The organism is Terrisporobacter othiniensis (genome assembly GCF_000808015.1).
GTDB classification, from domain to species: Bacteria; Bacillota; Clostridia; order Peptostreptococcales; family Peptostreptococcaceae; genus Terrisporobacter; species Terrisporobacter muris.
In genome coordinates this window covers 36,991-61,958 of the sequence record NZ_JWHR01000038.1, presented here as the reverse complement: position 1 = coordinate 61,958, position 24,968 = coordinate 36,991, and the positions used below count along the sequence as shown (strand labels likewise).

20 protein-coding genes and 2 other annotated features are annotated in these 24,968 nt (G+C 29.7%); of the genes, 2 read left to right on the top strand and 18 right to left on the bottom strand.

From position 1 onward, the window contains the following. Positions 1 to 77 precede the first annotated feature (77 nt). Entirely contained in the window at positions 78 to 1,529 is a 1,452-nt protein-coding gene (locus QX51_RS03325; RefSeq protein ID WP_039678489.1) for an aminoacyl-histidine dipeptidase, read from the top strand. Between the two features lie 116 nt (positions 1,530 to 1,645). Here QX51_RS03325 and QX51_RS03320 read toward each other — a convergent pair whose 3' ends face one another. The 10 genes from QX51_RS03320 to infC all read right to left on the bottom strand — a co-directional run bounded on the left by QX51_RS03320 (position 1,646) and on the right by infC (position 12,787). After that, a complete protein-coding gene (locus tag QX51_RS03320; protein ID WP_039678488.1) occupies positions 1,646 to 4,057 on the bottom strand; it encodes a U32 family peptidase in 2,412 nt (803 codons plus the stop codon). A 74-nt stretch (positions 4,058 to 4,131) separates the two neighbouring features. After that, the gene (gene zapA / locus QX51_RS03315) at positions 4,132 to 4,728 is read right to left on the bottom strand and encodes a cell division protein ZapA (protein ID WP_039678487.1); all 597 of its coding nucleotides are present in this window, start codon (positions 4,726 to 4,728) and stop codon (positions 4,132 to 4,134) included. Positions 4,729 to 4,755: 27 nt separating this feature from the next. After that, a complete protein-coding gene (pheT, locus tag QX51_RS03310) occupies positions 4,756 to 7,149 on the bottom strand; it encodes a phenylalanine--tRNA ligase subunit beta (protein ID WP_039678486.1) in 2,394 nt (797 codons plus the stop codon). A gap of 18 nt (positions 7,150 to 7,167) precedes the next feature. Continuing rightward, positions 7,168 to 8,187, bottom strand: a complete 1,020-nt coding sequence (gene pheS / locus QX51_RS03305) for a phenylalanine--tRNA ligase subunit alpha (protein WP_039678485.1) — start codon at positions 8,185 to 8,187, stop codon at positions 7,168 to 7,170. Positions 8,188 to 8,251: 64 nt separating this feature from the next. Further along, positions 8,252 to 8,488: a binding site (T-box leader), on the bottom strand. 52 nt (positions 8,489 to 8,540) lie between these two features. Further along, complete coding sequence (locus QX51_RS03300) at positions 8,541 to 9,338, bottom strand: TrmH family RNA methyltransferase (RefSeq protein ID WP_079764746.1); 798 nt, start codon at positions 9,336 to 9,338, stop codon at positions 8,541 to 8,543. A gap of 11 nt (positions 9,339 to 9,349) precedes the next feature. After that, positions 9,350 to 10,012, bottom strand: a complete 663-nt coding sequence (locus QX51_RS03295; protein WP_039678484.1) for a potassium channel family protein — start codon at positions 10,010 to 10,012, stop codon at positions 9,350 to 9,352. Between the two features lie 30 nt (positions 10,013 to 10,042). Then, on the bottom strand, positions 10,043 to 11,410 hold the full coding sequence (locus tag QX51_RS03290; RefSeq protein WP_039678483.1) for a TrkH family potassium uptake protein: 1,368 nt from the start codon (positions 11,408 to 11,410) through the stop codon (positions 10,043 to 10,045). Positions 11,411 to 11,640: 230 nt separating this feature from the next. Then, on the bottom strand, positions 11,641 to 11,997 hold the full coding sequence (rplT, locus tag QX51_RS03285; protein ID WP_018592042.1) for a 50S ribosomal protein L20: 357 nt from the start codon (positions 11,995 to 11,997) through the stop codon (positions 11,641 to 11,643). Positions 11,998 to 12,073: 76 nt separating this feature from the next. Further along, positions 12,074 to 12,268 (bottom strand): 50S ribosomal protein L35, encoded by a 195-nt coding sequence (gene rpmI, locus QX51_RS03280; RefSeq protein ID WP_039678482.1) that lies wholly within the window; start codon positions 12,266 to 12,268, stop codon positions 12,074 to 12,076. Between the two features lie 27 nt (positions 12,269 to 12,295). Further along, complete coding sequence (gene infC / locus QX51_RS03275) at positions 12,296 to 12,787, bottom strand: translation initiation factor IF-3 (RefSeq protein WP_330376031.1); 492 nt, start codon at positions 12,785 to 12,787, stop codon at positions 12,296 to 12,298. A gap of 429 nt (positions 12,788 to 13,216) precedes the next feature. Here infC and QX51_RS03270 point away from each other — a divergent pair, with 429 nt between their 5' ends. Beyond that, a complete protein-coding gene (locus QX51_RS03270) occupies positions 13,217 to 14,617 on the top strand; it encodes an ATP-dependent metallopeptidase FtsH/Yme1/Tma family protein (protein WP_039678481.1) in 1,401 nt (466 codons plus the stop codon). 53 nt (positions 14,618 to 14,670) lie between these two features. Here QX51_RS03270 and thrS read toward each other — a convergent pair whose 3' ends face one another. The 8 genes from thrS to trmL form a co-directional block, all read right to left on the bottom strand. After that, positions 14,671 to 16,590 carry a threonine--tRNA ligase gene (gene thrS, locus QX51_RS03265; RefSeq protein WP_039678480.1) on the bottom strand — a complete coding sequence of 640 codons (1,920 nt, stop codon included), beginning with the start codon at positions 16,588 to 16,590 and terminating at the stop codon, positions 14,671 to 14,673. A 55-nt stretch (positions 16,591 to 16,645) separates the two neighbouring features. Next, positions 16,646 to 16,874, bottom strand: a binding site (T-box leader). 62 nt (positions 16,875 to 16,936) lie between these two features. Next, a complete protein-coding gene (gene ytxC / locus QX51_RS03260; RefSeq protein WP_039678479.1) occupies positions 16,937 to 17,731 on the bottom strand; it encodes a sporulation protein YtxC in 795 nt (264 codons plus the stop codon). 559 nt (positions 17,732 to 18,290) lie between these two features. Beyond that, positions 18,291 to 19,226 (bottom strand): ABC transporter permease, encoded by a 936-nt coding sequence (locus tag QX51_RS03255; protein WP_039678478.1) that lies wholly within the window; start codon positions 19,224 to 19,226, stop codon positions 18,291 to 18,293. Next, on the bottom strand, positions 19,226 to 20,317 hold the full coding sequence (locus tag QX51_RS03250; RefSeq protein ID WP_039678477.1) for an ABC transporter permease: 1,092 nt from the start codon (positions 20,315 to 20,317) through the stop codon (positions 19,226 to 19,228). The genes QX51_RS03255 and QX51_RS03250 overlap by 1 nt, the downstream gene beginning before the upstream one ends. Further along, on the bottom strand, positions 20,307 to 21,878 hold the full coding sequence (locus tag QX51_RS03245; protein WP_039678476.1) for an ABC transporter ATP-binding protein: 1,572 nt from the start codon (positions 21,876 to 21,878) through the stop codon (positions 20,307 to 20,309). Before QX51_RS03245 ends, QX51_RS03250 begins: the two co-directional genes overlap by 11 nt. Before the next feature lie 396 nt (positions 21,879 to 22,274). Beyond that, positions 22,275 to 23,309 carry a BMP family lipoprotein gene (locus QX51_RS03240; RefSeq protein WP_039678475.1) on the bottom strand — a complete coding sequence of 345 codons (1,035 nt, stop codon included), beginning with the start codon at positions 23,307 to 23,309 and terminating at the stop codon, positions 22,275 to 22,277. A gap of 257 nt (positions 23,310 to 23,566) precedes the next feature. Beyond that, the gene (locus tag QX51_RS03235) at positions 23,567 to 24,412 is read right to left on the bottom strand and encodes a DegV family protein (RefSeq protein WP_039678474.1); all 846 of its coding nucleotides are present in this window, start codon (positions 24,410 to 24,412) and stop codon (positions 23,567 to 23,569) included. 30 nt (positions 24,413 to 24,442) lie between these two features. After that, the gene (gene trmL, locus QX51_RS03230; RefSeq protein WP_039678473.1) at positions 24,443 to 24,913 is read right to left on the bottom strand and encodes a tRNA (uridine(34)/cytosine(34)/5-carboxymethylaminomethyluridine(34)-2'-O)-methyltransferase TrmL; all 471 of its coding nucleotides are present in this window, start codon (positions 24,911 to 24,913) and stop codon (positions 24,443 to 24,445) included. Between the last annotated feature and the right edge of the window lie 55 nt (positions 24,914 to 24,968).

Genomic DNA, 24,968 nt, shown 5'->3' with positions numbered 1-24,968 from the left:
TATTTAGTATATCTAAGTTATTTACATTATTAACTTAAAATTAAATTTTAATCGATTCAAAAGAAAGGGAGTTTATTATGAAAAATGTATTAAAGGATTTAAATCCATCATTAGTGTTTAAGTATTTTGAAGAAATATCTCAAATACCTAGGGGTTCAGGCAATGAAAAAGAAATAAGTAATTTCTTATATAAGTTTGCCAAGGATTTAGGCTTAGAAGTAATCCAAGATGAACACTTAAATATATTAATAAGAAAGCCTGCAACTGAAGGTTATGAGAACTGTCCTGGTGTTATACTGCAAGGTCATATGGATATGGTTTGTGAAAAAAACAAAGATTCAGATCACGACTTTGAAAAGGATCCAATTGACCTTAGAATTATAGATGATATGATTTATGCAAACGGTACTACATTAGGGGCAGATAATGGTATAGCTGTTGCTATGGGTCTTGCTGTACTTGCTTCAAATGATTTAGCTCATCCATCTTTAGAAGTATTAATAACTTCTAACGAAGAAGCTGGTATGACTGGTGCTAATGGATTAGATGGTGGCATATTAAAAGGAAAATATATAATTAACTTAGACTCTGAAGAAGAAGGTTATTTATTAGTAAGTTGTGCTGGTGGAAATAGAGCTTATGTTACTTTACCACTTACATATAAATCTGTTGATGAAAATAAACAAGCTCTTTTAGTTGAAGTAAAAGGTTTACTTGGTGGACACTCAGGTATGGATATAGTTAAACAAAGAGCTAACTCAAATGTTGTAATGGGTAGAATATTAAATTTACTTGATATTGATTATGATTTAGTAGAAGTTAACGGTGGATCTAAAAACAATGCAATTCCTCGTGAGTGTGAGGCAAAAGTTGTAGTTGATAAAAATCAAGTTGATGCTCTTAAAGCTAGTGTATCTAGAATAGAAGAAATATTAAAACATGAATTTAGCACTACTGATCCTGGTCTTAAAGTTATAGTTGAAGAAACTACTGCTGACAAGGCTCTTGCTGACGATTGTAAGTCTAAAGCTCTATTATTACTTAACTTAATTCCAAACGGAATACAAACACAAAGTATGGATATAGAAGGTTTAGTAGAAAGTTCTACTAACTTAGGTGTTGTTAAAACATCAGAAGATAAAATGTCTTTCGAAAGCGCCGTAAGAAGCTCTGTTGCTACTTTAAGAGAAAACATAAACAATAAAACAAAGTTACTTGCTGATTCAGTTGGGGCTAACTTTGAAAACACTGATGGATATCCAGCTTGGGAATATGTAAAAAATTCTAAATTAGAACATATATGTGTTGATGTTTATGAAAAATTAACAGGTAAAAAACCAATTATAACTGCTATACATGCAGGACTTGAATGTGGTTTATTACTTGATAAAATGAACGGTGCAGAAGCAATATCTATGGGACCAGATATGTTTGAAGTTCATACTCCAAATGAACATTTAAGTATACCTTCTGTTAAAAATGTTTATGAGTTTTTACTTGAAGTTTTAGCATCTATGAATCAATACTAAAATTTGACTCGCTCATATTGCTTTAATCAACGTATTGTCGAGACATATTAGTTTATATACAATAAAAAAGTACTAGAGGAAAATTAATCCTTTAGTACTTTTTTATTTATAGTAAATTATTCTACACCTTTATAGAAATGAGCTGTTGTTACACCTTTTTCGCCTAACTTTTTATATAATTTACTCGACTTATTCCCTAGTCTAAAATCATTGTTAATAACTTCAGTATAAGCCTCCATGATTTCTCTTATTTCACTTTTATTTTCTCCAGTAAAATCTAATCTAAATATATTTATACCAATGTTATTTAATTCTTCTAGGTTATCTAATACACAAGTTGGTTTTGAATTATATATAGTAGTTCTACAGAATAAGTCTTGTGATAATCTATATTCTTCACCCTTAAAATCTTTCAGAGCATATTTACTTTCATTACATTCTTTGCATCTTTTGTCCTTTTTACAGTTTCTAACAATTACTCCCATAGGACAATATTCACTTATCATCATTGGTGCAAATCCATAAACTACACTTTCTACATCTAAATCAGTATAAGTTAGAGTATCTTCTATCTCATTCATATTAAGTTCTTGAGAAATACAAAGAGAAGTAGCTCCTTCTTTTTTAAAATGATTTATAGTTTCGCTGTTAAATGAATTTAAATAATAATCTATGCAGAAGTTTTTATTTTTAAAGAAATTTATTGATCCTAAAGTTCCAATCTGAATAGTATCTTCATTTAAAGCTTTAATTTTATTCAGCTTATTATATTCTTTATTTCTAATAATCCTAGGTGCTGAGTAAATTACTTTTTTATTATTTTCTTTTCCTATTTCTATGGCACCTTCAATAGTTGATGCATCTTCATAATAAATAGCATCTATTTCAAAGTTTACCACTTCTCTCAATTGATCTAAGTTTTTAACTTTGACTCTAATCTTTTTATCTTTCGGCCTAATAGCTTTTTGTGGGTTATAACTTATTTTTTCATTTTTATATTTTCTATCTTTAATATCTATTCTTTTTTCACTTAGATTATCAATACATTCTCTTCTAATTTGATTAATTACACTAATTGGTAAACTTATCCCTTCATCTAAATCTATCTTCAGATTTCTTAATTCGTAAGGAGTATTTCCTAGTTTTTTCAATTGTGTTTCTATTTTTTCTTTACTCATTGGTACTTTTAAAGCTTTTTCTATAACAAAGTCGCCAACAACTTCAGCTTCGTTACCATTTAAATCTTTAAATTTAATTATAGGATTTTGTCCTAATCTTAAACTTATTTCTCCATCAATAAAACTTTTTGCCAGTTCTTTGTCTTGTTTAAATGTACTTTGTACTTTATCCATTAATTGAGTATCGGAAGTTTTGAATATCATTTGATTTCTTCTAGCTTCACCAATAAAATCTATTTCTATAATCTCGCCTTTGTATCCAATATCAGTGATTTCCTTACCTTTTATGATTCTTCCAATAACTCCGCCACCTAAGTTTATTCCATCGCCTTTTTTTAGGTTCTCTTCCAATACTATTTTCAATCTTTTTGCTTTTTTATTATAGTCTAATACTTTTCCTATATATAACCCTTGGTTATTTGGTACTTGAGAGTTCATTACATCTTCCCCTACTTCTCCAAGTAAAAGACCCTTTGTGAATTTTCTATTAAAAATAGTATATAAATCAGTCATTATATCATGAGATACATTAACTTTTTTAGTTCTTAAATAATCATCAACGGCATCTCTGTAGCTACCTATTACAGTTGCTACATACTCAGGCTTTTTCATCCTTCCTTCGATTTTAAGAGAATGAACCCCAGCATCAATGATTTGGTTTATTTCTTCTATAGCATTTAAGTCCCTTGTACTAAGCAAATAATCTCCATCAGAAGCTACTTCTTCTCCTGTATTAATATCAATCATTGTATATCTTTGTCTACAAGGTTGAGCACATCTTCCTCTGTTTCCTGACCTGTTTCCTATCATACTACTCATTAAGCATTGACCAGAATAACAAACACATAGTGCTCCATGAACGAATACCTCTATATCAACATTAGTATTGTCACAAATATGTTTAATTTCTTCCACATTTAATTCTCTAGCAAGTACTACTCTATCAAAACCTATCCCTTCCAAGTACTTTACATCTTCTAAAGAATGTGCAACCATTTGTGTACTAGCATGTAACTCAAAATCTGGAAGTAGTTTTTTTATTGTCATTGCTGCACCTATATCTTGTAATATTAATGCATCAATATTTATATCATATAAAAACTTTACATACTCGATAAAACCTTCTAATTCACTTTGCTTTATAAGAGTATTTGTTGTAACAAAAACTCTTACGCCCCTAATATGTGCGTATCTTACAGCTTCTTTTAACTCTTCTCTATCAAAATTATTGGCAGATGCTCTTGCACTAAAATCTTTACCTCCAAGGTAAACTGCATTAGCTCCATTTTGTACAGCTGCCTTCAATGATTCAAAAGAGCCAACTGGGGCTAATAGTTCAACTTCTTTCATATTATACCTCCGCTCTTAAGTCAAAAGGGTGTTTCAAAAGTTTATAATCCTTTGAAACACCCCCATTATTTTCTTTATAGAGTACTTTTTCTATTTTTCAACTGATTTTCTAGTTCTGCATATTTTAACTGAAAATCATAAGCTTTATTTTGCCACTGTGATGCTATACTTTCTGCTGCTTTCGCTCTTTGTTTAGCTTCTTCAGCTTCTTCTTTTAAACTTTTAATTTCAGCTATATATTTTTCTAGTTCTAACTTCATTTCTTCAGTAGATTTGCTTAGATTTTCTATTTTTTCATTTTGTTTTTTCATTTGTTCATCAAGTTCTTCTATTCGATAATCTTTGTCTATTATCTCTAGATCTTTTTGCTCTAATTCGTTAATAACCTTTTGAACTTCTCCTTGAACTTCTTCATTCGGTCTACTCATTCCTTCTTTTAATGATTCAACCTCATTGTGTAGTTCTTCATTTTCGTGGCAACAATCAAATAACTCATTAGCAATATTTAAACATGCAACTATAGTTGTAGCAAGTGAACTTAGTTTTGGATTGCCTTCTTTAATCTTATTCATTTCTCCATCTACGTACCTTGCTACATTTTTCATCTGTTCTGGATTTTTACCAACAATATTATATTCAGAACCCAAAATCCTCACAACTACCTTATTCATCTCACTAATCCCCCTATCAAAGATGAGTTAGTTTGATCTTAATTTAGCATCTAGCTTTTCTTCTAACTCTCTTATTATATTATGGTGTACTTTATTTACATCCTCATCTGTTAGAGTTTTATCTTTACTTCTATATATTATAGAGTATGCTATTGATTTATATCCGTCAGCTATTTGTGAACCTTTATATACATCGAATAATTTATAACTCTCTAATATATCTTCTCCATTAGATTTTATTATATCTTCTATTTGTTTTACTATAACATCATCTTTAACTAAAAGAGCTATATCTCTAGAAGTTGATGGATATTTTGGCAATGGATTGTATATTATAGTTCTATCTGAGTTTTCAAATATTAAATCTAAATCTAACTCAGCAAGATATACTCTTTGTCCTAAGTTGTAGTTATCTATAACCTCTGGATGAACTTCTCCGAAAGTACCTATATATATATTATTATACTTTATTGTAGCACATCTTCCTGGATGGAATGTAGTATTATTAGTTTCTGGTATTATTTCGTAGTTTTGGAATCCTACAGCATCTAATATTGTTTCCAGTGCACCTTTTAACACGAAGAAGTCTACATCTTTACCGTACATACCTACACATAAGTGATTAGTTTCTATTGGTAATCCTTCTTGTGGAGTAAATGTATGACCACATTCAAATGCTAAACCACTTTCAACTTTACGAGATATATTTGTATATAATACATTTAACATACTTGGCATCATTGTAGTTCTCATAACTGATGTGTCTTCTCCAAGTGGGTTAATTAATGTAATATAATCTCTTTTCTTATCATCTGCAGGTAATTTTATTTTATCTAAAGTTTTTGGACTTACAAATGAGTATGTTAATATTTCATATAACCCTATACTTGTAGCAGTATCTTTTATTTTATCCATGAATTTTTGCTGTGGAGTTTTAACACCAGCTGTTGCATTTCCTTCTAATTGCTCAGATGGTATATTCTCAAATCCATATATTCTAGCTATTTCTTCATATATATCAGCTTCTTGCTCTATATCTAATCTAAATGTTGGAACTTCTATCACTACTTCATCAGCAGATTTTAAATCACATTTGAATTCTAAGTCTTCTAATATTTTTACAAATCCGTCTAATGATAGATCTATTCCTATATTTTTTATTATTCTTGATGGATTAACAGTTAAAGTTTGAGCTTCTTGTTTAACTGGATAATCTTCCACAGTTCCTCTTAAAACTCTACCAGCACCTAACATTTCTACTAATTGGCAAGCTCTTTCAACACCTGTTATTGAAAGTTCTGTACAAACACCTTTTTCATATCTTCCAGATGCTTCTGTTCTAAGACCTAATTTTTTAGAAGTAGCTCTTATGCTATCTGCATTGAATGCTGCTCCTTCAAATAATACCGCTGTAGTATCATCTTTTATTCCTGAGTTTAAACCACCCATTACCCCTGCTATAGCAACTGGTTTTTCTCCATCAGTTATAACAAGCATATCTTTATCTAGAGTTCTTTCGACTTCATCTAAAGTAGTGAATTTTTCACCTTCTACTGCATTTCTTACAACTATTTTTCCAGTTGTAAGTTCATTTAAGTCAAATGCATGTAATGGCTGACCTTGTTCTAACATTACGAAGTTTGTTATATCAACTATATTATTTATTGGCCTAACACCAGCTTCTATAAGTCTTCTTTGCATCCAGTATGGTGATGGCCCTATTTTAACATCTTTTACTATTCTTGCTCCGTATCTTGGGCAAAGCTCTGGACTTTCAACTTTTACTTCAAAGTCTATATCTTCATCACAAGCTTTGACTTCTATCTCTGGGTAGTTTATTTTTTCTCCTATAGTAACTGCTGCTTCTCTAGCTATACCTATCATTGATCTACAATCTGGTCTATTTGCAGTTAATTCAAAGTCTATTACTGCATCATTTAATCCTAGGAATTCTTTTATATCTTGCCCTATCACTAAGTTTTCCATATCATTTAAGATATATATTCCACCTTTACTTCTTTCATTCACAAAGTTTTCATCTATTCCTAGTTCTTCAGCGCCACATAACATCCCGTGAGATGCTTCTCCTCTTAATTTACCCTTTTTGATTTTTATTCCTCCAGGTAATGTAGAGTTAACTTTGGCAACTGGTATATAGTCACCTTCAGAAACATTTTTAGCTCCCGTACAAATTTGTACAAGCTCTTCTTCACCCACATTTACTTGACAAACTACAAGCTTATCAGCATTTGGATGTTGTGTTATTTCTTTTATTTGACCTACTACAACATTACTTATTTCTTTGCCTAAAAATTCTATTGTTTCAACTTTTGTTCCAGTCATAGTCATTTTATCAGCAAATTCAACTGTATCCATATCTATATTAACGTAATCTCTTATCCATTTTACAGGTACTAACATTTTTTCTTCCTCCTTTTATTAGAATTGATCTAAAAATCTCATATCATTTTCAACTAATAGTCTTATATCATCTATTTCGTATTTAAGCATTGCAAGTCTTTCAACACCCATACCGAAAGCAAATCCACTATAAACTTCTGGATCTATTCCACAATTTCTAAGTACGTTTGGATGAACCATACCTGAACCAAGTATTTCTATCCAACCTTCACCTTTACACATTGGACATCCTTCTCCTCCACATTTGAAACAAGTAACATCTATTTCTGCACTTGGCTCAGTGAATGGGAAGTTATGTGGTCTAAATTTAGTTCTTGTATTTTCTCCAAATAACTTCTTAACAAATAATTCTAAAGTTCCTTTAAATTGAGCCATAGTTATATCTTTACCAACTACTAACCCTTCTATTTGGTGGAACATTGGTGAATGTGTTGCGTCTAATGAGTCGTTTCTAAAACATCTACCTGGAGATATTATTCTTATTGGCAATTCTTCATTTTTCATTGTTCTAACTTGAACTGGAGATGTTTGAGTTCTAAGTAATAATTCATCATTGAAGTAGAATGTATCTGACATATCTCTTGATGGATGATTCTTAGGAGCATTTAGTGCATCGAAGTTATTTTCAACTGTCTCAACTTCTGGACCTTCTGCCACAGAGAATCCTATTCCCATAAATATTTCAGTTACTTCATCTATTATTTGAGTTATTGGATGTCTTTTTCCAACTTTAAAAGTTTTTCCTGGCATAGTAACATCTATTACTTCTTCAGCTAACTTTTTGTTTAACTCTATTTTCTTAATTTCTTCTTTTTTTATGTTTATTTCATTTTCTATAGCTTCTCTTACTTCATTGGCTATTTTCCCTATTTCCGGTCTTTCCTCAGCAGATAATTTACCCATGCCTTTTAATATTGCAGTAAGTTCGCCTTTTTTCCCAGAGTACTTTACTCTAAGGCTATCTAACTCTTCCATTGAAGAAGATACTTTAATTTCACTTAAAGCTCTTTCTTTTAAGCTTATTAATTGTTCTTTCACTTTTTTTCACCCTTTCATGATATTTAATTTAAAAATAAGTAATAAAAAAAGCCCTTCATCCCTATCTAGGGACGAAAGACTGTAATTCGCGGTACCACCCTAGTAGTTTAATAATATAATAAAAATATTAATAAACCACTCAAACAAACTTAACGCGTTCAACGTTAAAGCCTACTGATTTCTGTTCAGCTTTAATGCTCCAGAGTGAACTTCTTATAAATACTTAGTAAATACTCACAGCAAATGTATTTTTCTCTTTCCTAAGTTAAATTATAATACTTTTCTCTATCATAGCTTTTTTGTATATAGTTTTTGTTCAATTATAACATACATAATATTGTATTTTCAACATATTAGCTTAAATATTTTTTAATTTCGTACATTAATATAGCTGAAGATATAGCTGCATTTAAAGATTCAGCATTGCCATAAATAGGTATTTTGACTAATATATCTGATGCTTCTATCAAGTCATTATTAACTCCATTAGCTTCATTACCTATTACTAAAGCTGTTCTATCATGATATTTTGTTTCATGATAGTAATTGTCAGTATTAAGATAACTAGATACTATTTTAAAGTTATTAGATTTTAACTCCTGTAAACATTCTTCTTGAGTACAGTGTATGATATTCATGTCAAAAATGGAACCCATAGTTGATCTAATTACTTTTGGATTATATATATCTACACAGCCTTTTAATGCAATTATAGCATCTACACCTGCTGCATCTGCTGTTCTTATTATTGTTCCCATATTACCTGGGTCTTGTATTCTATCCAATATTAACACAAATTTATCTTCTTGATTAATATTATGTTCAATTTTTTTCTCTTTAAACCTAATTACACCCAAAATACCTTGTGTATTCTCTGTATCTACTAATTCCTTAAATATTTTATTAGTAGTTTTAAACACTTTTATATTATTATCTTCTAATATATTTAAAAAGTTTTTATGCTCTTCTTTTTCTTCAAAAGTTTCATTTATAAATACATAATCTAAGTCTGTATTACATTCTATTGCTAAAGTTAAAATTCTATAACCTTCTATTATATATTTTGACTCTTTTTGTCTATTTTTACTTTTTAATAATGATTTGGTATATTTAACTTTTTCATTATCTTTACTACTTATGTTTATAGGCATTTTATGTTCTCCTATTTTGAATTTTTATCTTTTGTAACAATAGCGCTTATATTGCTATTTTTACCTATTACTACTAAAATACTATTTTCTTGTAGCTGTTCTTCTGGTGAAGGAATAACATTTATTTTATCTCCATTTTTAATTGCTAAAATAGTAATTTCATATTTAGCTCTTAAATCTAATTCCACTAATGTTTTACCAACCCATTTATTAGGTGTTACAATTTCCATTATAGAGTACTCTGGATCTAATTCTATATGATCCAATATATTATCTGAAACTAAGTTATGAGCTACTCTTATACCCATATCTCTTTCTGGGAATACAACTCTATCTGCGCCTATTTTATATAAAACTTTTGCTTGTAATTCATCCTTAGCCTTACATACTACTTGCTCTACACCCATTTCTTTAGCTATAAGAGTAGCCATTATAGATGCTCTTATGTCAGATCCTATTGCTATTATTGCCACATCAAAATTTCCTAATCCTAAAGATCTTAAAGCATATTCGTCTGTAACATCTACTGCTGCCACATGAGTAACTTTATCTGATAAATTTTGAATTATTTCTTCACTTTTATCTATAGCCATTACTTGATGACCTAGTAAATTCATGGTTGTGGCAAGAGATGAACCAAATCTTCCACACCCTATAACTATATATTGTTTCATTTGCTTTTCATCCTTTCAAACTTATAATTGTTATCCTACGATTATCTTTCCTTCTGCATATCTAATTTTAGATTTTATTCTATTATTTCTAGAAAGTAATGCAATGAAAATAGTAAGAGAACCTACTCTACCTAAGAACATTAATATCATTATTAGGATTTTTCCAATAGCTGTTAACGAAGGTGTACCACCTATACTTAGGCCTACTGTTGCGAATGCTGATATTACTTCAAAACTACATTCTAGTAATGTAAATTCTGGATTCACAATAGAAAGTATTAAAGTTCCAAATAGTGCTATAAATACCCCTATAAAGAAAATACCTAATGACTTTCTAACAGTTGTACTACTTATTCTTCTTTGATAAACTTCTATATCTTCTTTTCCTAAAATAAATGATTTTACTGTTAAAAACAATGTGGCAACAGTAGTTGTCTTAAGACCTCCACCTGTAGATGCTGGCGATGCACCTATAAGCATTAAAATTATCATTAGGAAAAGTGTACTTTCTTTTAATAAAGTTAAATCTATCGTAGTATATCCTGCCGTTCTAAGTGTAACTGATTGGAATAATGAGGATAATAATTTTTCCTTCATACTAAGTCCACCTAAACTACCTGCATTATCAAATTCAGCAATAAATATGAATAAAAAACCTATAATAATAAGTATTGCACTTGTGTTTATAACTAATTTTGAATGTACATTTAGTTTTGAATATTTTTTATTATTTATTACATCTAATAAAACCGGGAACCCTATTCCTCCAAGTATAATTAATCCACAAATAACAAAATTTATTAATGTATTACTAACAAAACACATTAAAGACGAGTATTCGCCCGTTATAGATCCCATTAAATCAAATCCTGCGTTACAAAAAGCTGATATAGCATGAAATATACTATACCATATCCCTTTAAGTAAACCTAATTCAGGTATAAATACCATAGATAACAATAATGCACCTATACCTTCAATGGCAAATGTCATCATAATTATGTATCTAGTAAGTTTTACAAGACCTGATAAATCCTTTTGATTCAGCGATTCTTGTATTAATAATCTTTCTCTTAAATTTATTTTCTTACCTGTTAATAAAGAGAACATTGTAGCCATCGTCATGAACCCTAACCCACCAATTTGAATCAAAGTTATAATAACAAATTGGCCAAATTCATTCCAATAAGTACTTGTATCTACTACAACTAGTCCTGTGACACATACAGCAGAAGTTGCTGTAAACAAAGCATTTAAAAATCCAACACTTTCTCCATCTTTAGTAGCTATGGGTAAATTTAATATCAGTCCACCAAATAATATAACTACTCCAAATCCTATAACCATTACTTGCGCCGGCTTCATAGCATTTGTTTTTAAAAGCAGTTTTTTCAACATGGTTTTCAATTCTGTCTACCCCTCCTTTATATATAATTTTAAGCTATACAATATTATAAAATAGTTAATCTTCAATAACAACATTATACTATATTAATATAGATATTATATGTTAATTATTTTTAATTCTTTATCTTATTATTGTAGTAATTTATAGCATCTATACAAAAAAGCATCCATAAACGACTATTGTCTTTTATAGATGCTTTAATTCTTATTATATGAAGTTATTAAGCTAATTTAGCTTTAGCAACTTCTACTAATTTAGCAAATCCTTGTGGATCATTTATTGCCATTTCAGATAACATTTTTCTGTTAACTTCAACACCTGCTAATTTTAATCCATTCATTAGTCTTGAATAAGATATTCCATTCATTCTAGCAGCTGCATTTATTCTTTGTATCCAAAGTTTTCTGAAGTCTCTCTTCTTTAACTTTCTACCTATATAAGCATTTTTTAATGCTTTCATTACGAAATTGTTTGCTGGTCTATATAATTTGCTTCTAGATCCTCTGAATCCTTTTGCAAGTTTTAACACTTTTTTATGCTTCTTACGAGCGTTCATTGCTTTTTTTACTCTTGCCATGTTCATGACCTCCTTTATTCTTATGTGTGTTGTCTTTTATTTTCGATTCTATTACTTAAGTTTAGTCAATTACTTCTTAGTATGGTAATAATTGTGCTATTCTTTCAGCATCACCTTTGCTAACTATAGCAGATTGTCTTAAGTTCATTTTAGTCTTAGGTGATTTTTTTGTTAATATATGACTTTTGAAAGCCTTAGCTCTCTTTAATTTTCCGCTTCCAGTTTTCTTGAATCTTTTAGCTGCTCCTCTATGAGTTTTCATTTTTGGCATGATAAATTCCTCCTCTCAGTTAATCATCTATTTTTTTGGATCTATAATTACAACCATGCTGTTCCCTTCAAATGCAGGGGCCTTTGTTGGTTCTCCAAACTCTTTAACTATATCAATAAATTTAATCATTACTTCTTTACCGATATCTTTATGTCCTAGTTCTCTTCCTCTAAAACGAAGTTCAACTTTAACTTTGTCTCCTTTTTTAAGGAATTTAATAGCATTATTTGCTTTTGTATTTAAATCATTAGCCTCAATACCTGGTCTAAGTCTTATTTCTTTAACTGTTATTGTCTTTTGATTTTTTCTAGCTTCTTTTTCTTTTCTAGATTGCTCGTATTTGTACTTCCCATAGTCCATTATTTTACAAACAGGTGGCTTAGCATTTGGTGAAATCTTTACTAAATCTAAATTCTTACTAGCCGCTATAGCTAGAGCTTCTTTAGAAGACATTATACCTAATTGCTCTCCTGTTTCAGATAGAATTCTTAATTCCTTATCTCTTATTTGGTCATTCAATGTTAATTCTTTACTAATGGTAGGACACCTCCAAATTATTTTATATAAAATAAAAAGCGAATGATTGAATATCATCCGCTATATAAGTCAAAATTGCACTTAGTTTGTGAATACACATAAACTAAACTTATATTAACCTTACTAACCCGTGGCGTAAGGCGAGAAACGGACTTCTTCTTGTTTTACTAATTATTTTTTGTAGTCACAATTGCTACTCCATATAATATACGCTCATTCGAGCTATTTGTCAACTACTTTTCTATAAAATATTTTCTATTTTTTAAAATTATAGTTTTTCTGTTTTTAAGCTGCCTTTTATGACAATACTCTTTAATGTAAAAGTTTATTTTTTTAATTTTCCTAATAAATTTTTACAACTTTGGAAAATATAAAGTAAGTAATAATTATATCCATCAGAGGTGCTTAACAATGAATATTATAAATAACTTTTTGAAAAAAATTAACAATCCAGTTCCTGTATTTGCTCAGACAAAACTGGAAAAAGAAAACTGCACTGAGGATCATAATAGCAGTAAACCCAAAACGACATTTAGAGATGTGGCAGGACTTGATGAAGTAAAAGAAGAGCTATTTGAAGTAGTTGACTTTATGAAGTCTCCCGACAAATACATAAAAATGGGTGCAAAAATCCCAAAAGGAATACTATTTTATGGTCCTCCTGGTACAGGAAAAACCCTACTAGCATCCGCTGTTGCTGGAGAAACAGATTCATCATTCTTTAATGTAACTGGATCTGAGTTCGTTGAAAAATATGTTGGAGTAGGGGCTAAAAGAGTTCGAACTCTCTTTGAAAAAGCTAGAAAAGAAGCTCCTAGCATCATATTTATCGATGAAATTGATGCCATAGGCGCTAGAAGACACTCAGAAAGCAATAACGAAAAAGATCAAACATTAAATCAACTACTTGTAGAAATGGATGGATTTAATAAAGATGATAATATCATAATAGTTGGTGCAACAAATCGACTAGATTTATTAGATGAAGCTTTATTAAGACCTGGACGATTCGACAGACATATACGTATTAATTCACCTAACTATAATAGTAGATATGAAATCTTAAAAGTTCATACAAATAACAAGCCATTGCATAAAGAAGTTGACTTAAAATTATTAGCTCGTAAAACTCATGGTTTTAATGGTGCTCATTTAGCAAACATCGCTAATGAAGCTGCCATATTTGCAGTAAGAGACAATAGCAGTGAAATTACTTCATATCACTTTGATAAAGCTCTAGAAAGAGTAATTGCTGGTATAGAACAAAAAAATTCAGTCTTAATAGCAAAAGAAAAGAAAATCGTATCTTACCATGAAGCTGGCCATGCAATAGTAAGTAATATTATAAATATTTGTCCTATACAGAAAATATCTATTGTTCCTCGTGGCGAAGCCTTAGGATATGTGCTTCAACTTCCTGATGAAGATAGATACATTTATACAAAAGAAGAGTTAATAGGCAAAATAAAAATATTACTGGCTGGAAAAGCTGCAGAAGAAATCATATTCAACCACCTTTCTACTGGCGCTAAAGATGACTTAAAGAAAGTTACTGACATTGCAGATCAAATGGTTTGCGAATATGGTATGAGTAAATTAGGATTTATGACAATAGAAGGTAATTCAAAATCTTTTATGTCACAGCAAGTACAGAAAGAAGCTAATGCAATCGTTTCAGATTGTTACAAAGAAACTCTAAAACTAATGAAAGAAAATATCAATGATTTACACATAGTTGCTAATTATCTACATGATAAAGAAACTATGACTTTAGAAGAATTACAGTCATTAATCCAAAAAGAGCCTTGTTAAAAAAATAACCTAGGATTTAAATCCTAGGTTATTTTCATCTATAATTTTATGAATTATTCTTGAACTATATTAACTCTTTCTTCGTCTTCTTTTACTACCATTGATACAAAATCATTTAAGCTCATACTTCCCATTTCACCTTTATCTCTTGATCTTACAGCAACTTGGTTTTCTGCAGCTTCTTTTTCACCTACAACTAACATGTAAGGTACTTTTTGAAGTTGTGCTTCTCTTATTTTGAATCCTATCTTTTCTGCTCTATCATCCATTTCAACTCTTACACCTGCATCAAATAAAGCTTTTTTAACTTCATTTGCATAATCCATGTATTTGTCTGATATAGGTAATATTTTAACTTGAGTTGGAGCTAACCATACAGGGAATTTACCAGCATATTGCTCTATTAATATTCCTATAAATCTTTCTATACTTCCAAGAGCAACTCTGTGTATCATAACAGGTCTATGTTTTTCTCCGTCTTGTCCAACGTATGATATATCAAACCTTTGAGGTAATTGCATATCTAATTGAATAGTACCACATTGCCATGTTCTTCCTAAACAATCTTTTAAGTGGAAGTCGATTTTTGGTCCATAGAATGCTCCATCACCTTCATTTAGTACATAAGGTAAGTTTAATTCTTCTAAAGCTTCTCTTAAACCATTTTCAGCAGTTTCCCACTCTTCATCAGTACCCATAGAATCTTCTGGTCTAGTAGATAATTCTAAGTGATATTCAAATCCAAATGTTTTATATACACTGTCTATTAGTTTTACAACACCTTTTATTTCATCTTTTATTTGTTCTGGTAACATGAATATATGTGCATCATCTTGAGTGAAAGCTCTAACTCTCATAAGACCATGTAAAGCTCCTGATAACTCATGTCTATGAACTCTACCAAGTTCAGCAACTCTCATAGGGAAATCTCTATAAGAATGTGGTTTTGCTTGATAGAATAACATACCGCCTGGACAGTTCATTGGTTTTATAGCAAAATCTTGTTCATCTATTTGAACTGTGTACATATTTTCTTTATAGTGGTACCAGTGCCCTGAAGTCTCCCATAAGTGTCTATTTAATATAATAGGAGTTTCTATTTCCACATATCCATCTTGTCTATGTATTTCTCTCCAATATTTTAATAAAGCATTTTTTAATTCCATACCTTTTGGTAAGAATAGAGGGAATCCAGGTCCTTCTTCTGGTATAAAAAATAAATCTAATTCTTTACCTAATTTTCTATGATCTCTTTTCTTAGCTTCTTCTAATAAATGTAGGTATTCTTCTAAATCTTTATTCTTTTCAAAAGATATACCATAAATTCTTTGAAGCATTTTATTTTTTTCATCTCCACGCCAGTAAGCACCTGCTACACTAAGTAATTTAACAGCTTTTACTTTTTTAGTAGATAATAAGTGTGGTCCTCTACATAAATCAGTGAAATCACCTTGTTTGTAGAATGATATTATTTCACCTTCTGGTAGATCATTTATTAATTCTTCTTTGTATATTTCACCATTTTCTTTTGCCCAAGCTAAAGCTTCTTCTTTTGATAATTCAAATCTTTCAAGTTTTTGATCTTCTTTAGCTATTTTCTTCATTTCAGCTTCAAGCTTTGCAAGATCATCCATAGTTAATCTTTGTTCTAAATCTATATCATAGTAGAAACCATTTTCTATACTTGGTCCTATAGCAAATTTAGCTTCTGGATACAATCTTTTTATAGCTTGCGCTAACATATGTGCAGAAGTATGTCTAAAAACATCTTTTCCTTCTATATCATCAAATTTGAATAAGTTTAATGTACAGTCTTCTTTAACCACATAGTCAAGACCTACTACCTCCTCATTAACAGACGCTGCAACAACTGCTCTTGCTAAACCTTCACTTATTGATTTTGCAATTTCTAAGACAGAAAGCTCATTTTCAAATTCCTTTACTGATCCGTCTTTTAATGTAACTTTAATCATAATTATGCCTCCTATAAAATTTATATTATTACAATAAAAAAACTCATCCCATAAAATTTGGGACGAGTTATATGTCGTGGTTCCACCCAAGTTGATATATAGTAAATATATATCCTCTTGATGACTATAAGGTAGTCAACCGAATACTTTCACATACAAAATGCTACTAAATTCTGCTCCAAGTTAGTTTTCAAATAGGATTATTTTCGACGAGCTCACAGCCAAGGCTCATCTTCTCTGTAAAATAATTAATCTATTCTACTTAGTCTCTTCATTGCACTATTTTTAATTAATTTTAATTATATCAGATAGATATTTATCATTCAACCATAATATAATATAATAATTAATTACTATATATTACCGTTACCTTTCCTTCAAATAATAAATTAACAATTTCTATAATATCTTTTGACTTTTTATTATTTGAATTATCAAGTATTTCTATTTTTTTAGGACATAATGTCATTATTGCACTTATTAGAATATCCTCATTATTTAAATCTTCTTCAAGAGCAAGACTAATAATTTCTTCATTATTAAGATTTTCAATTTCATTTCCATTTTCATCACTTAATATAAAACGACCATCTTTCATTATTGTTATTCGCAATAATCCCATTTTTTCTTCTTGTATATCGATAAAATATTTTAATGAATCTAGAAATTCCTTTTTATCTCTCTTAATAAGATGCTCTTCTAATGCAATATCACTTAGTATAGAAATATAACTAATAAAATCTTTCATTCTAAATTTTAAGAATCCCTCTAAATTTAAGCCATTATTTTCTATAATAAATTCACTTACTTTACTATATATAGTTTCTTTTATAAAATCTTCTTTTTTATCAAATAGACTTACAGCTTCTATATATACACTTTTTTTATCCTCTTCATTTATATTAGTGTAAGTCTTCCATATGTAATCTTTTAGATTTCTTTCTTTTATTAAACCTATCATTAAATCAGCAATACCAGAGCAAAGTGTATCACAATCTTTTATTTCATACATATCTACATATATACTATCTAAAGTCTTATCATAACTTATTATATTAGAGTAATCCTTTCCATGTAAAAAACCTCTTATTAGCTCTATATCCTGGGGTAAAAAACTTATTTGCATTTTTTTATCTGTCATTGTATCACCCCTTCCAAATAATTCAAGGAAACTTATTCTAGTTTAATACATTGCTTCTTATTCATATTATATTTTTAATTACTTTACCCCGATAAATTATTTATAACTTTACCGATAGTTATATTATTAAACATTTTTTTAATTTTTATAAGTTCAAATTAAATATATTTTTATATAAAAATAAAAAGCCATATTATCTTATAATGTCTTTTATAAATTCAAATATACTACATATAGATGTACAGTATTCGGTTATATCTTGGTCATCAAGTATGTCATTGATTTTTCCTATTCCAATTACATTAAGCTTATTTTAGTCTTGATATAGGACTTTAGAACATGGTCACCACTGTTACTAGTTCTTTTAAATTCAAATTTACTGTTACCTATATACTAAAGTTTTATCTATTATAATTGCGCTAAGTTTTCTATAATATTTTATTACATTGTTTGTAATATTATATTTTTATACTCTATAAAAATTTTACATAGTAAATTATTTTTTATTTTACAAAATAAAAAAGCTATGAAAAATTTAATTTTCATAGCTTTTTATTAATTATCTCTCACCTTTTTTATAAGGATTACCTAAAGCTGAAGGAGCCTTAGAACTCTTAACAAATAATATTAATATTATTAATGTTACAACATAAGGTATCATAGATAATAAGTTTTCATTTATTGTAAATGGTAATGTTGGACTTCCGAAGTATACAGATAACGCTGTTGAGAAACCAAATAATAAACAAGCAAGCGCTGCCCATTGAGGTCTCCATTTTCCGAATATAACAGCTGCCATAGCTATATATCCTTGTCCTGATACTAACGTAGGTCTGAACGAAGAAACTAAAGCAAGAGACATTGATGCTCCACCAAGCCCTGCTAAGAATCCAGATATTAAAACACCGCTATATCTTACTTTAGAAACATTTATTCCTAATGTATCTGCAGCTCCTGGATGTTCGCCAACAGATCTTATTCTAAGACCGAACTTTGTTTTATATAAAATGTAATACGCTACTATAACTAATATAAATGCTAAGTATACAGTTGCATAGTTATTAAATATTGTATCTAGTACACTACCTGCTGGGAATGTTCCATTAAATATTCTAGGTATCTTATTTTCCATTGGTATTGTCGGAGTAGTAGTTGCTCCATCAAACATTATTTTAGCTAAAAATAATGCAAAACCTGGTGCTAATAAATTTATTGCAACACCTGATATTGTATGATCTGCATTAAATTTAACTGTTGCAGTTGCATGTATCAAAGCAAAGAATGCTCCAGCTAATCCACCGATTAAGAAAGCTAACCATGGGTTCCCTGTTAAAACACCTGCTGCTGCTGCTGCAAAGGCTCCTATTGTCATCATTCCTTCAAGACCTATGTTAACTATACCTGAGTTTTCAGAAAATACTCCTCCTAATGCAGTATATATAAGGGGAGTTGAATACATTAATGTTGTACTAATTATAATCGCTAAATCTTGCATTATGCGTTACCCCCTTTTGTTCTTTTTTCTTTCATTTTTAAATATAACATTCTTAATCCATTACTTAATGCTATAAAGAATACTATTGAACCTATAACTATGTTTATTACTTCTGATGGTGCTCCAACAGATTGCATTTTTATTCCACCATATTTGAATGCACCGAATAATAATCCTGAGAATATAACTCCTATTGGGTTACTATTTGCTATTAATGCAACAGCTATACCGTCAAATCCATATCCTTCTTGCGCTGCAAGGACTGTTATATTATGAGTTACACCCATAACTTGTATTGCTCCAGCAACACCAGCTAATAAACCTGCTATAGCCATTGATTTTAATATTGATTTACCAACATCTATACCTGCATATTCTGCTGCATCTTTATTGTGACCAACCGCTCTAAGTTCGAATCCTAAAGTAGTTTTTGTTAATACAAACCATATTACAAATACTAATATTATAGATATAATTATACCCCAGTTAACAGACGTAGCCGGTCCAACTAAACCTTTTAGCCAGTCTATACCTATACTTGCACTCTCTTGTATATTTACTGATGCTTCACTGTTTTCTACCGATATAAATGAATTTGATACCATAAAGTTACTTAAATAAAAAGCAATCCAGTTTAACATTATTGTTGCTATAACTTCATTTATTCCAAATTTAGATTTTAGGAAACCTGCTATTGAACCCCAAAGCCCACCTGCAAGTCCTGCTAAAATCATTGTTAATGGAATATGAATTATAGCTGGTAATTGAATACTATATCCTACTAATGTTGCAACTAATGCCCCTATTATAAATTGACCTTCTGCTCCTATGTTAAATAGTCCTGTTTTAAAGGCAAATGCTATCGAAAGACCAGTAAGAATATATGGTGTAGCCTTTATTATAGTCCATGCTATATATTTAGGTTTTCCAAATATACCTTCTATCATAGCTCCATAAGCTTTTATTGGACTGTTTCCTGAAATAACAAGAACTATTGCCCCGACAAGTAATCCTAGAAGGATTGATAATAATGAAAACTTAACAGCATCATCTATAAAAGATTTTTTCTTAACCTTTAAATTATTTTCCATTACAGTCACCTCCTGCCATCATCATTCCAAGTGTATTTTCATCTGCATCTTTTGCATCTAATATGCCAACTATTTTTCCTTCGTATATAACTGCTATTCTATCTGAAACATTCATAACCTCATCAAGTTCTAAAGATACTAAAAGAACTCCGTTTCCTGCATCTCTTTGAGCAACTAATGACTTATGAACGAACTCTATAGCACCTACGTCTAATCCTCTTGTCGGTTGAGTAGCTATTAATAATTGTGGCTCATGACTGTTTTCTCTAGATGCTTCTATGTTTGTTACTTCTCTACCTATGATTACTTTTTGTTGGTTACCACCAGATAATCCTCTTGCTTTGGCATTAAGATCGTTTGGTCTAACGTCAAATCTTTCAATTATTTCTTCAGCTTTTTTATTAATTGCTTCTGTATTTAATATTCCATTTCTAGAATATTTATTTTCTTTGTAATTTTGCAAAACAACATTTTCTGCAACTGTATAATCTAAAACAAGCCCTCTTTTTTGTCTATCTTCTGGAATATTTTTTATTCCTTTTTTGAAAATTTGCTTAGGTTTATTGTTTACTACATTTTGTCCATTTATGTCTATAAGGCCGGATTCAACTTTTCTAAGACCAGTAAGAGCTTCAACTAATTCTGATTGTCCATTACCATCAATCCCTGCAATTCCAAGTATTTCACCAGCCCTAACTTCTAAAGATAATCCATCAACAACTTTTATTTTTCTGTTATCTTTTACTATTAAATCTTTAATTGATAATACTGTTTTAGTTGGTCTTGCCTCTTTTTTGTCAACTTTGAAATTAACTTCTCTACCTACCATCATCTCTGCCAAGTCGTTCTCAGTTACATCTGATACTTTTACCGTATCTATGTATCTACCTCTTCTAATTACAGTACAATGATCAGCTATTGATTTTATTTCTTTAAGTTTATGAGTAATTATTATTACCGACTTACCTTCTTTTGTTAAGTTTCTAATTATATTAATAAGTTCCGTTATTTCTTGTGGAGTTAAAACAGCTGTAGGTTCATCAAGAATTAAAGTTTGTGCACCTCTATATAATGCCTTTAATATCTCAACCCTTTGTTGCATACCTACTGTTATATCTTCAACTTTAGCCATAGGATCAACGAATAATCCATATTTTGATGATATTTCTTTAACATCATCTATGGCCTTTTTCATATCTAGAGCACCACCATTTTTTGTTGGTTCTGTACCTAGTACTATATTTTCAGCTACTGTAAATGGCTGAACAAGCATAAAATGTTGATGAACCATCCCTATTCCTTTTGATATAGCTACATTTGGATTGCTTATGTCTACTAATTCTCCATTAATATAAATTTCTCCTGATGTAGGGTTATAAAGTCCATATAATATATTCATAAGAGTAGATTTACCTGCTCCATTTTCTCCTAAAAGCGCATGTACTTCTCCTTTATGTACAGTCAAATTAATGTTGTTATTTGCTGTAAAGTTGCCGAATTTCTTCGTTATATTTTTCATTTCAACAACTTTTTGACTGTAGTCGATGCTATTGTTGTTCATAGCTATTTTTCTCCTCCTTGTCTGACCATATTTTTCAAAATAAAAAACGGATAATATATTTATATATTATCCATAAATCATATAATCTATTTGTTAACCTAAATTAAATTTTGTAGATTTCATATTTATTAGATAAGATATTATATGATTTTAAACCTTTTACATTGGCTATTAGTGTATCATTTAGCTACTATATTGTAATTAGTATACATTATTTAACTTAACAATTATATCATTATCTATACTTATTTGCCAACATTTATTAGTATTTGTCATAAATTTATTATATGTATTATATTATTTATTTATCTTAAGTAAACTAGCAAAAAATATTCCACCATAGAATATATATTCTTTGGTGGAATATGTATTTTAAGAATTTATACTCTATTATTTTTATTTTTCGTATAATTCTTTGTATTCGTCATCAGTTGCTGGAACTTTTATTTTTCCGTCAATTATTTCTTTAGTTTGAGCTTCAACATACTCTAATATATCAGCTGGAACATTTTTTTCTGAAGTTGGAGCTATACCAACACCTCCAGTTGCTAATGAACCTATTATAACTTCACCTGATTTATAAGAACCATCAACAAAAGCTTTTGCTAAGTTACCAACAGCAACATCTATGTTTTTCATAGCTGAAGTTATTACGTGATCTGGAGCTAAACTATTTTGGTCTCTATCAACACCTATAGCCATTTTATCATTTTCTTTAACTGCTTCTATAGCACCAGTTCCAACAGCACCTGCAGCTGGGAACACTACGTCTACACCATTCTTAATCATTTGATTAGCTATAGATTTTCCTAGAGCTTGATCAGAAAAGCTGTTTGCATATTGTACTGATACTTCTACATCTGGGTTAGCATCTTTAGCACCAGCTTTAAATCCATTTTCGAATTTAGATATAACTACACCTTCCATACCACCTATGAAACCAACTTTATTAGTTTTAGTCATTCTACCAGCTATTAATCCTGTTAAGTACGCTGATGCATTATCTTCAAATAATAAAGAAGTTACGTTTTTAGGTTGTGTTTCGTAAGCATGATCTACTATTGCAAATTGTTGTTCTGGATAAGCTTTAGCCGCTTTAGCTATAGCTTTTTCTAATTTGTATCCAACACCTATTATTAAATCCATTTCTTGGTCTATAAATTGATCTATGTTTGAATCATAATCAGCATCTTGAGTTGATTCTAAAACTTGAACATCTATTTTATCTTTTCCAAGTTCTTTTTGAACTGCTTGTAAACCTTCCCATGAAGATTGGTTAAATGATTCATCATTTACCCCACCAACATCAGTTATCATACCTATTTTTACTTTGTCACCAGATGCTCCATCTTTATTAGATCCACATCCAACCAATAAACCCACAGACATTATCATTGTTAATGATAAAGCTACTAATTTTTTTAATTTCATAAGTTCCTCCTAAAAATTATATATGTTTCGTCTTTTATTTTATACTATTTATTATAATTTATCTATACTATTTTTAATTTTTTTTACATTTTACATCAAAATTTTAGTATTTTTCCTAATTATGATATACTATATTATAATTTATATTTATATTTATGCTTTAACATACATTATCATTAATATTTGTTTACATATTTATACATTTTTTTCAGAAGATTACATAAAAAAAAGAGGTCATTAATACCTCCTCATTTTATCTATTTTTTAAACACTAATATTCCACCTACACCAGGACCAGAATGTGCTCCGATACAAGTTCCAACTACGAAATATCCTATCTTTTTAGGTTTAAAAACTTCTTTAGCAATTTCAGTAAGCTTTTCTGTTTCTTTTACATCATCACTGTATCCTATGTAAATTTCGTCTTGTTCTAAGTCATCCCCTAATCTCTCTTTAACGTATTCAATCATTTTATTTAATACATTCTTCTTTCCTCTTACTTGTCCTACTTGAGAAACTAGTCCGTCCTTAACTTCTAATATAGGTTTTATGTTTAATAAACTACCTACAGTAGCTTTAGTCGATGATATTCTTCCACCTTTTTTAAGGTATTCTAAAGTATCTACTGAAAACATAAGAATATATTTTTCTTTAATTTCATCTAAAGCCTTAAATACCTCATCTATGCTTTTACCTTCACTTATCATTTCAGCTGCTTTAACGACAAAGAAACCTGCCCCAAAAGTTAAATTATTACTATCGTATATATATATTTCTCCTTCAGTATCATTTTTAGCCATTACAGCACTTTGGCATGTACCTGTAGCTGCTGCCGATCCTGATATATACAGTATTGTTTTTCCTTCTTTTGTATATTTATCAAAAACTTCTTTAAATTGAGCATAAGTAGCTTGTGAAGTTTTTGGATATGCATTTTCCTCCCTTAAAATCTTATAAAATTCTTCAGGTCTCATATCTATACTATCTCTATATTCTTTTCCATTAAGTATAAGTGTTAGTGGCACTACATCTATGTCATACTTTTCTAAGTATTCTTTGTTAACATCAGATAAACTATCACATACTATTTTAATATCATTCATCCTGTTAATCTCCTCTCTTTGTCATTATAATTATCTCATATTTGGATAACCAATTTGTCTTAAAGCTTCATAAACAACTATTGCAACTGAATTTGATAAATTTAAAGATCTAGCCTTTTCTAATTTTACCATAGGTATTCTCATACATGTTTCTTTATTTTCTGCTAATAAAGTTTCTGGCAATCCTTTTGTTTCTTTTCCGAATACTAAAAAGCAACCGTCTTCAAATTTCATATCTGAATGTGACTGGTTTGTTTTTGTTGTAGAGTAGAAGTACTTTCCTTCTGGATATTTTTCAAATAATTCTTCTAAGCTATCATAGTACTTTATATCCGATATATCCCAATAATCTAATCCACTTCTTTTTAAATATTTATCTTCCAATGAAAAACCTAGAGGTCTTATTAAGTGTAAAGTTGCACCTGTATTCGCGCAAGTTCTTATTATATTACCTGTATTTTGAGGTATTTCAGGTTCTACTAATACTACGTTTATTGACATAACGCTCCTCCGTTTAAATTAACTAGTTTATTAATTTTGCTTAATTTTAAGCAAC

Coding starts and splice junctions, on each gene's coding strand:
- ytxC (WP_039678479.1), bottom strand. CDS start 17,731: ATGACAGATAAAAAAATGCAAATAAGTTTTTTACCCCAGGATATAGAG.
- QX51_RS03240 (WP_039678475.1), bottom strand. CDS start 23,309: ATGAAATTAAAAAAATTAGTAGCTTTATCATTAACAATGATAATGTCT.
- QX51_RS03250 (WP_039678477.1), bottom strand. CDS start 20,317: ATGGAAAATAATTTAAAGGTTAAGAAAAAATCTTTTATAGATGATGCT.
- QX51_RS03255 (WP_039678478.1), bottom strand. CDS start 19,226: ATGCAAGATTTAGCGATTATAATTAGTACAACATTAATGTATTCAACT.
- rpmI (WP_039678482.1), bottom strand. CDS start 12,268: ATGCCAAAAATGAAAACTCATAGAGGAGCAGCTAAAAGATTCAAGAAA.
- thrS (WP_039678480.1), bottom strand. CDS start 16,590: ATGATTAAAGTTACATTAAAAGACGGATCAGTAAAGGAATTTGAAAAT.
- QX51_RS03270 (WP_039678481.1), top strand. CDS start 13,217: ATGAATATTATAAATAACTTTTTGAAAAAAATTAACAATCCAGTTCCT.
- QX51_RS03325 (WP_039678489.1), top strand. CDS start 78: ATGAAAAATGTATTAAAGGATTTAAATCCATCATTAGTGTTTAAGTAT.
- QX51_RS03290 (WP_039678483.1), bottom strand. CDS start 11,410: ATGTTGAAAAAACTGCTTTTAAAAACAAATGCTATGAAGCCGGCGCAA.
- QX51_RS03300 (WP_079764746.1), bottom strand. CDS start 9,338: ATGCCTATAAACATAAGTAGTAAAGATAATGAAAAAGTTAAATATACC.
- zapA (WP_039678487.1), bottom strand. CDS start 4,728: ATGAATAAGGTAGTTGTGAGGATTTTGGGTTCTGAATATAATATTGTT.
- QX51_RS03295 (WP_039678484.1), bottom strand. CDS start 10,012: ATGAAACAATATATAGTTATAGGGTGTGGAAGATTTGGTTCATCTCTT.
- QX51_RS03245 (WP_039678476.1), bottom strand. CDS start 21,878: ATGAACAACAATAGCATCGACTACAGTCAAAAAGTTGTTGAAATGAAA.
- QX51_RS03235 (WP_039678474.1), bottom strand. CDS start 24,412: ATGAATGATATTAAAATAGTATGTGATAGTTTATCTGATGTTAACAAA.
- pheT (WP_039678486.1), bottom strand. CDS start 7,149: ATGTTAGTACCTGTAAAATGGATAAGAGATTACGTTAATATAGATATG.
- rplT (WP_018592042.1), bottom strand. CDS start 11,997: ATGGCAAGAGTAAAAAAAGCAATGAACGCTCGTAAGAAGCATAAAAAA.
- trmL (WP_039678473.1), bottom strand. CDS start 24,913: ATGTCAATAAACGTAGTATTAGTAGAACCTGAAATACCTCAAAATACA.
- QX51_RS03320 (WP_039678488.1), bottom strand. CDS start 4,057: ATGAAAGAAGTTGAACTATTAGCCCCAGTTGGCTCTTTTGAATCATTG.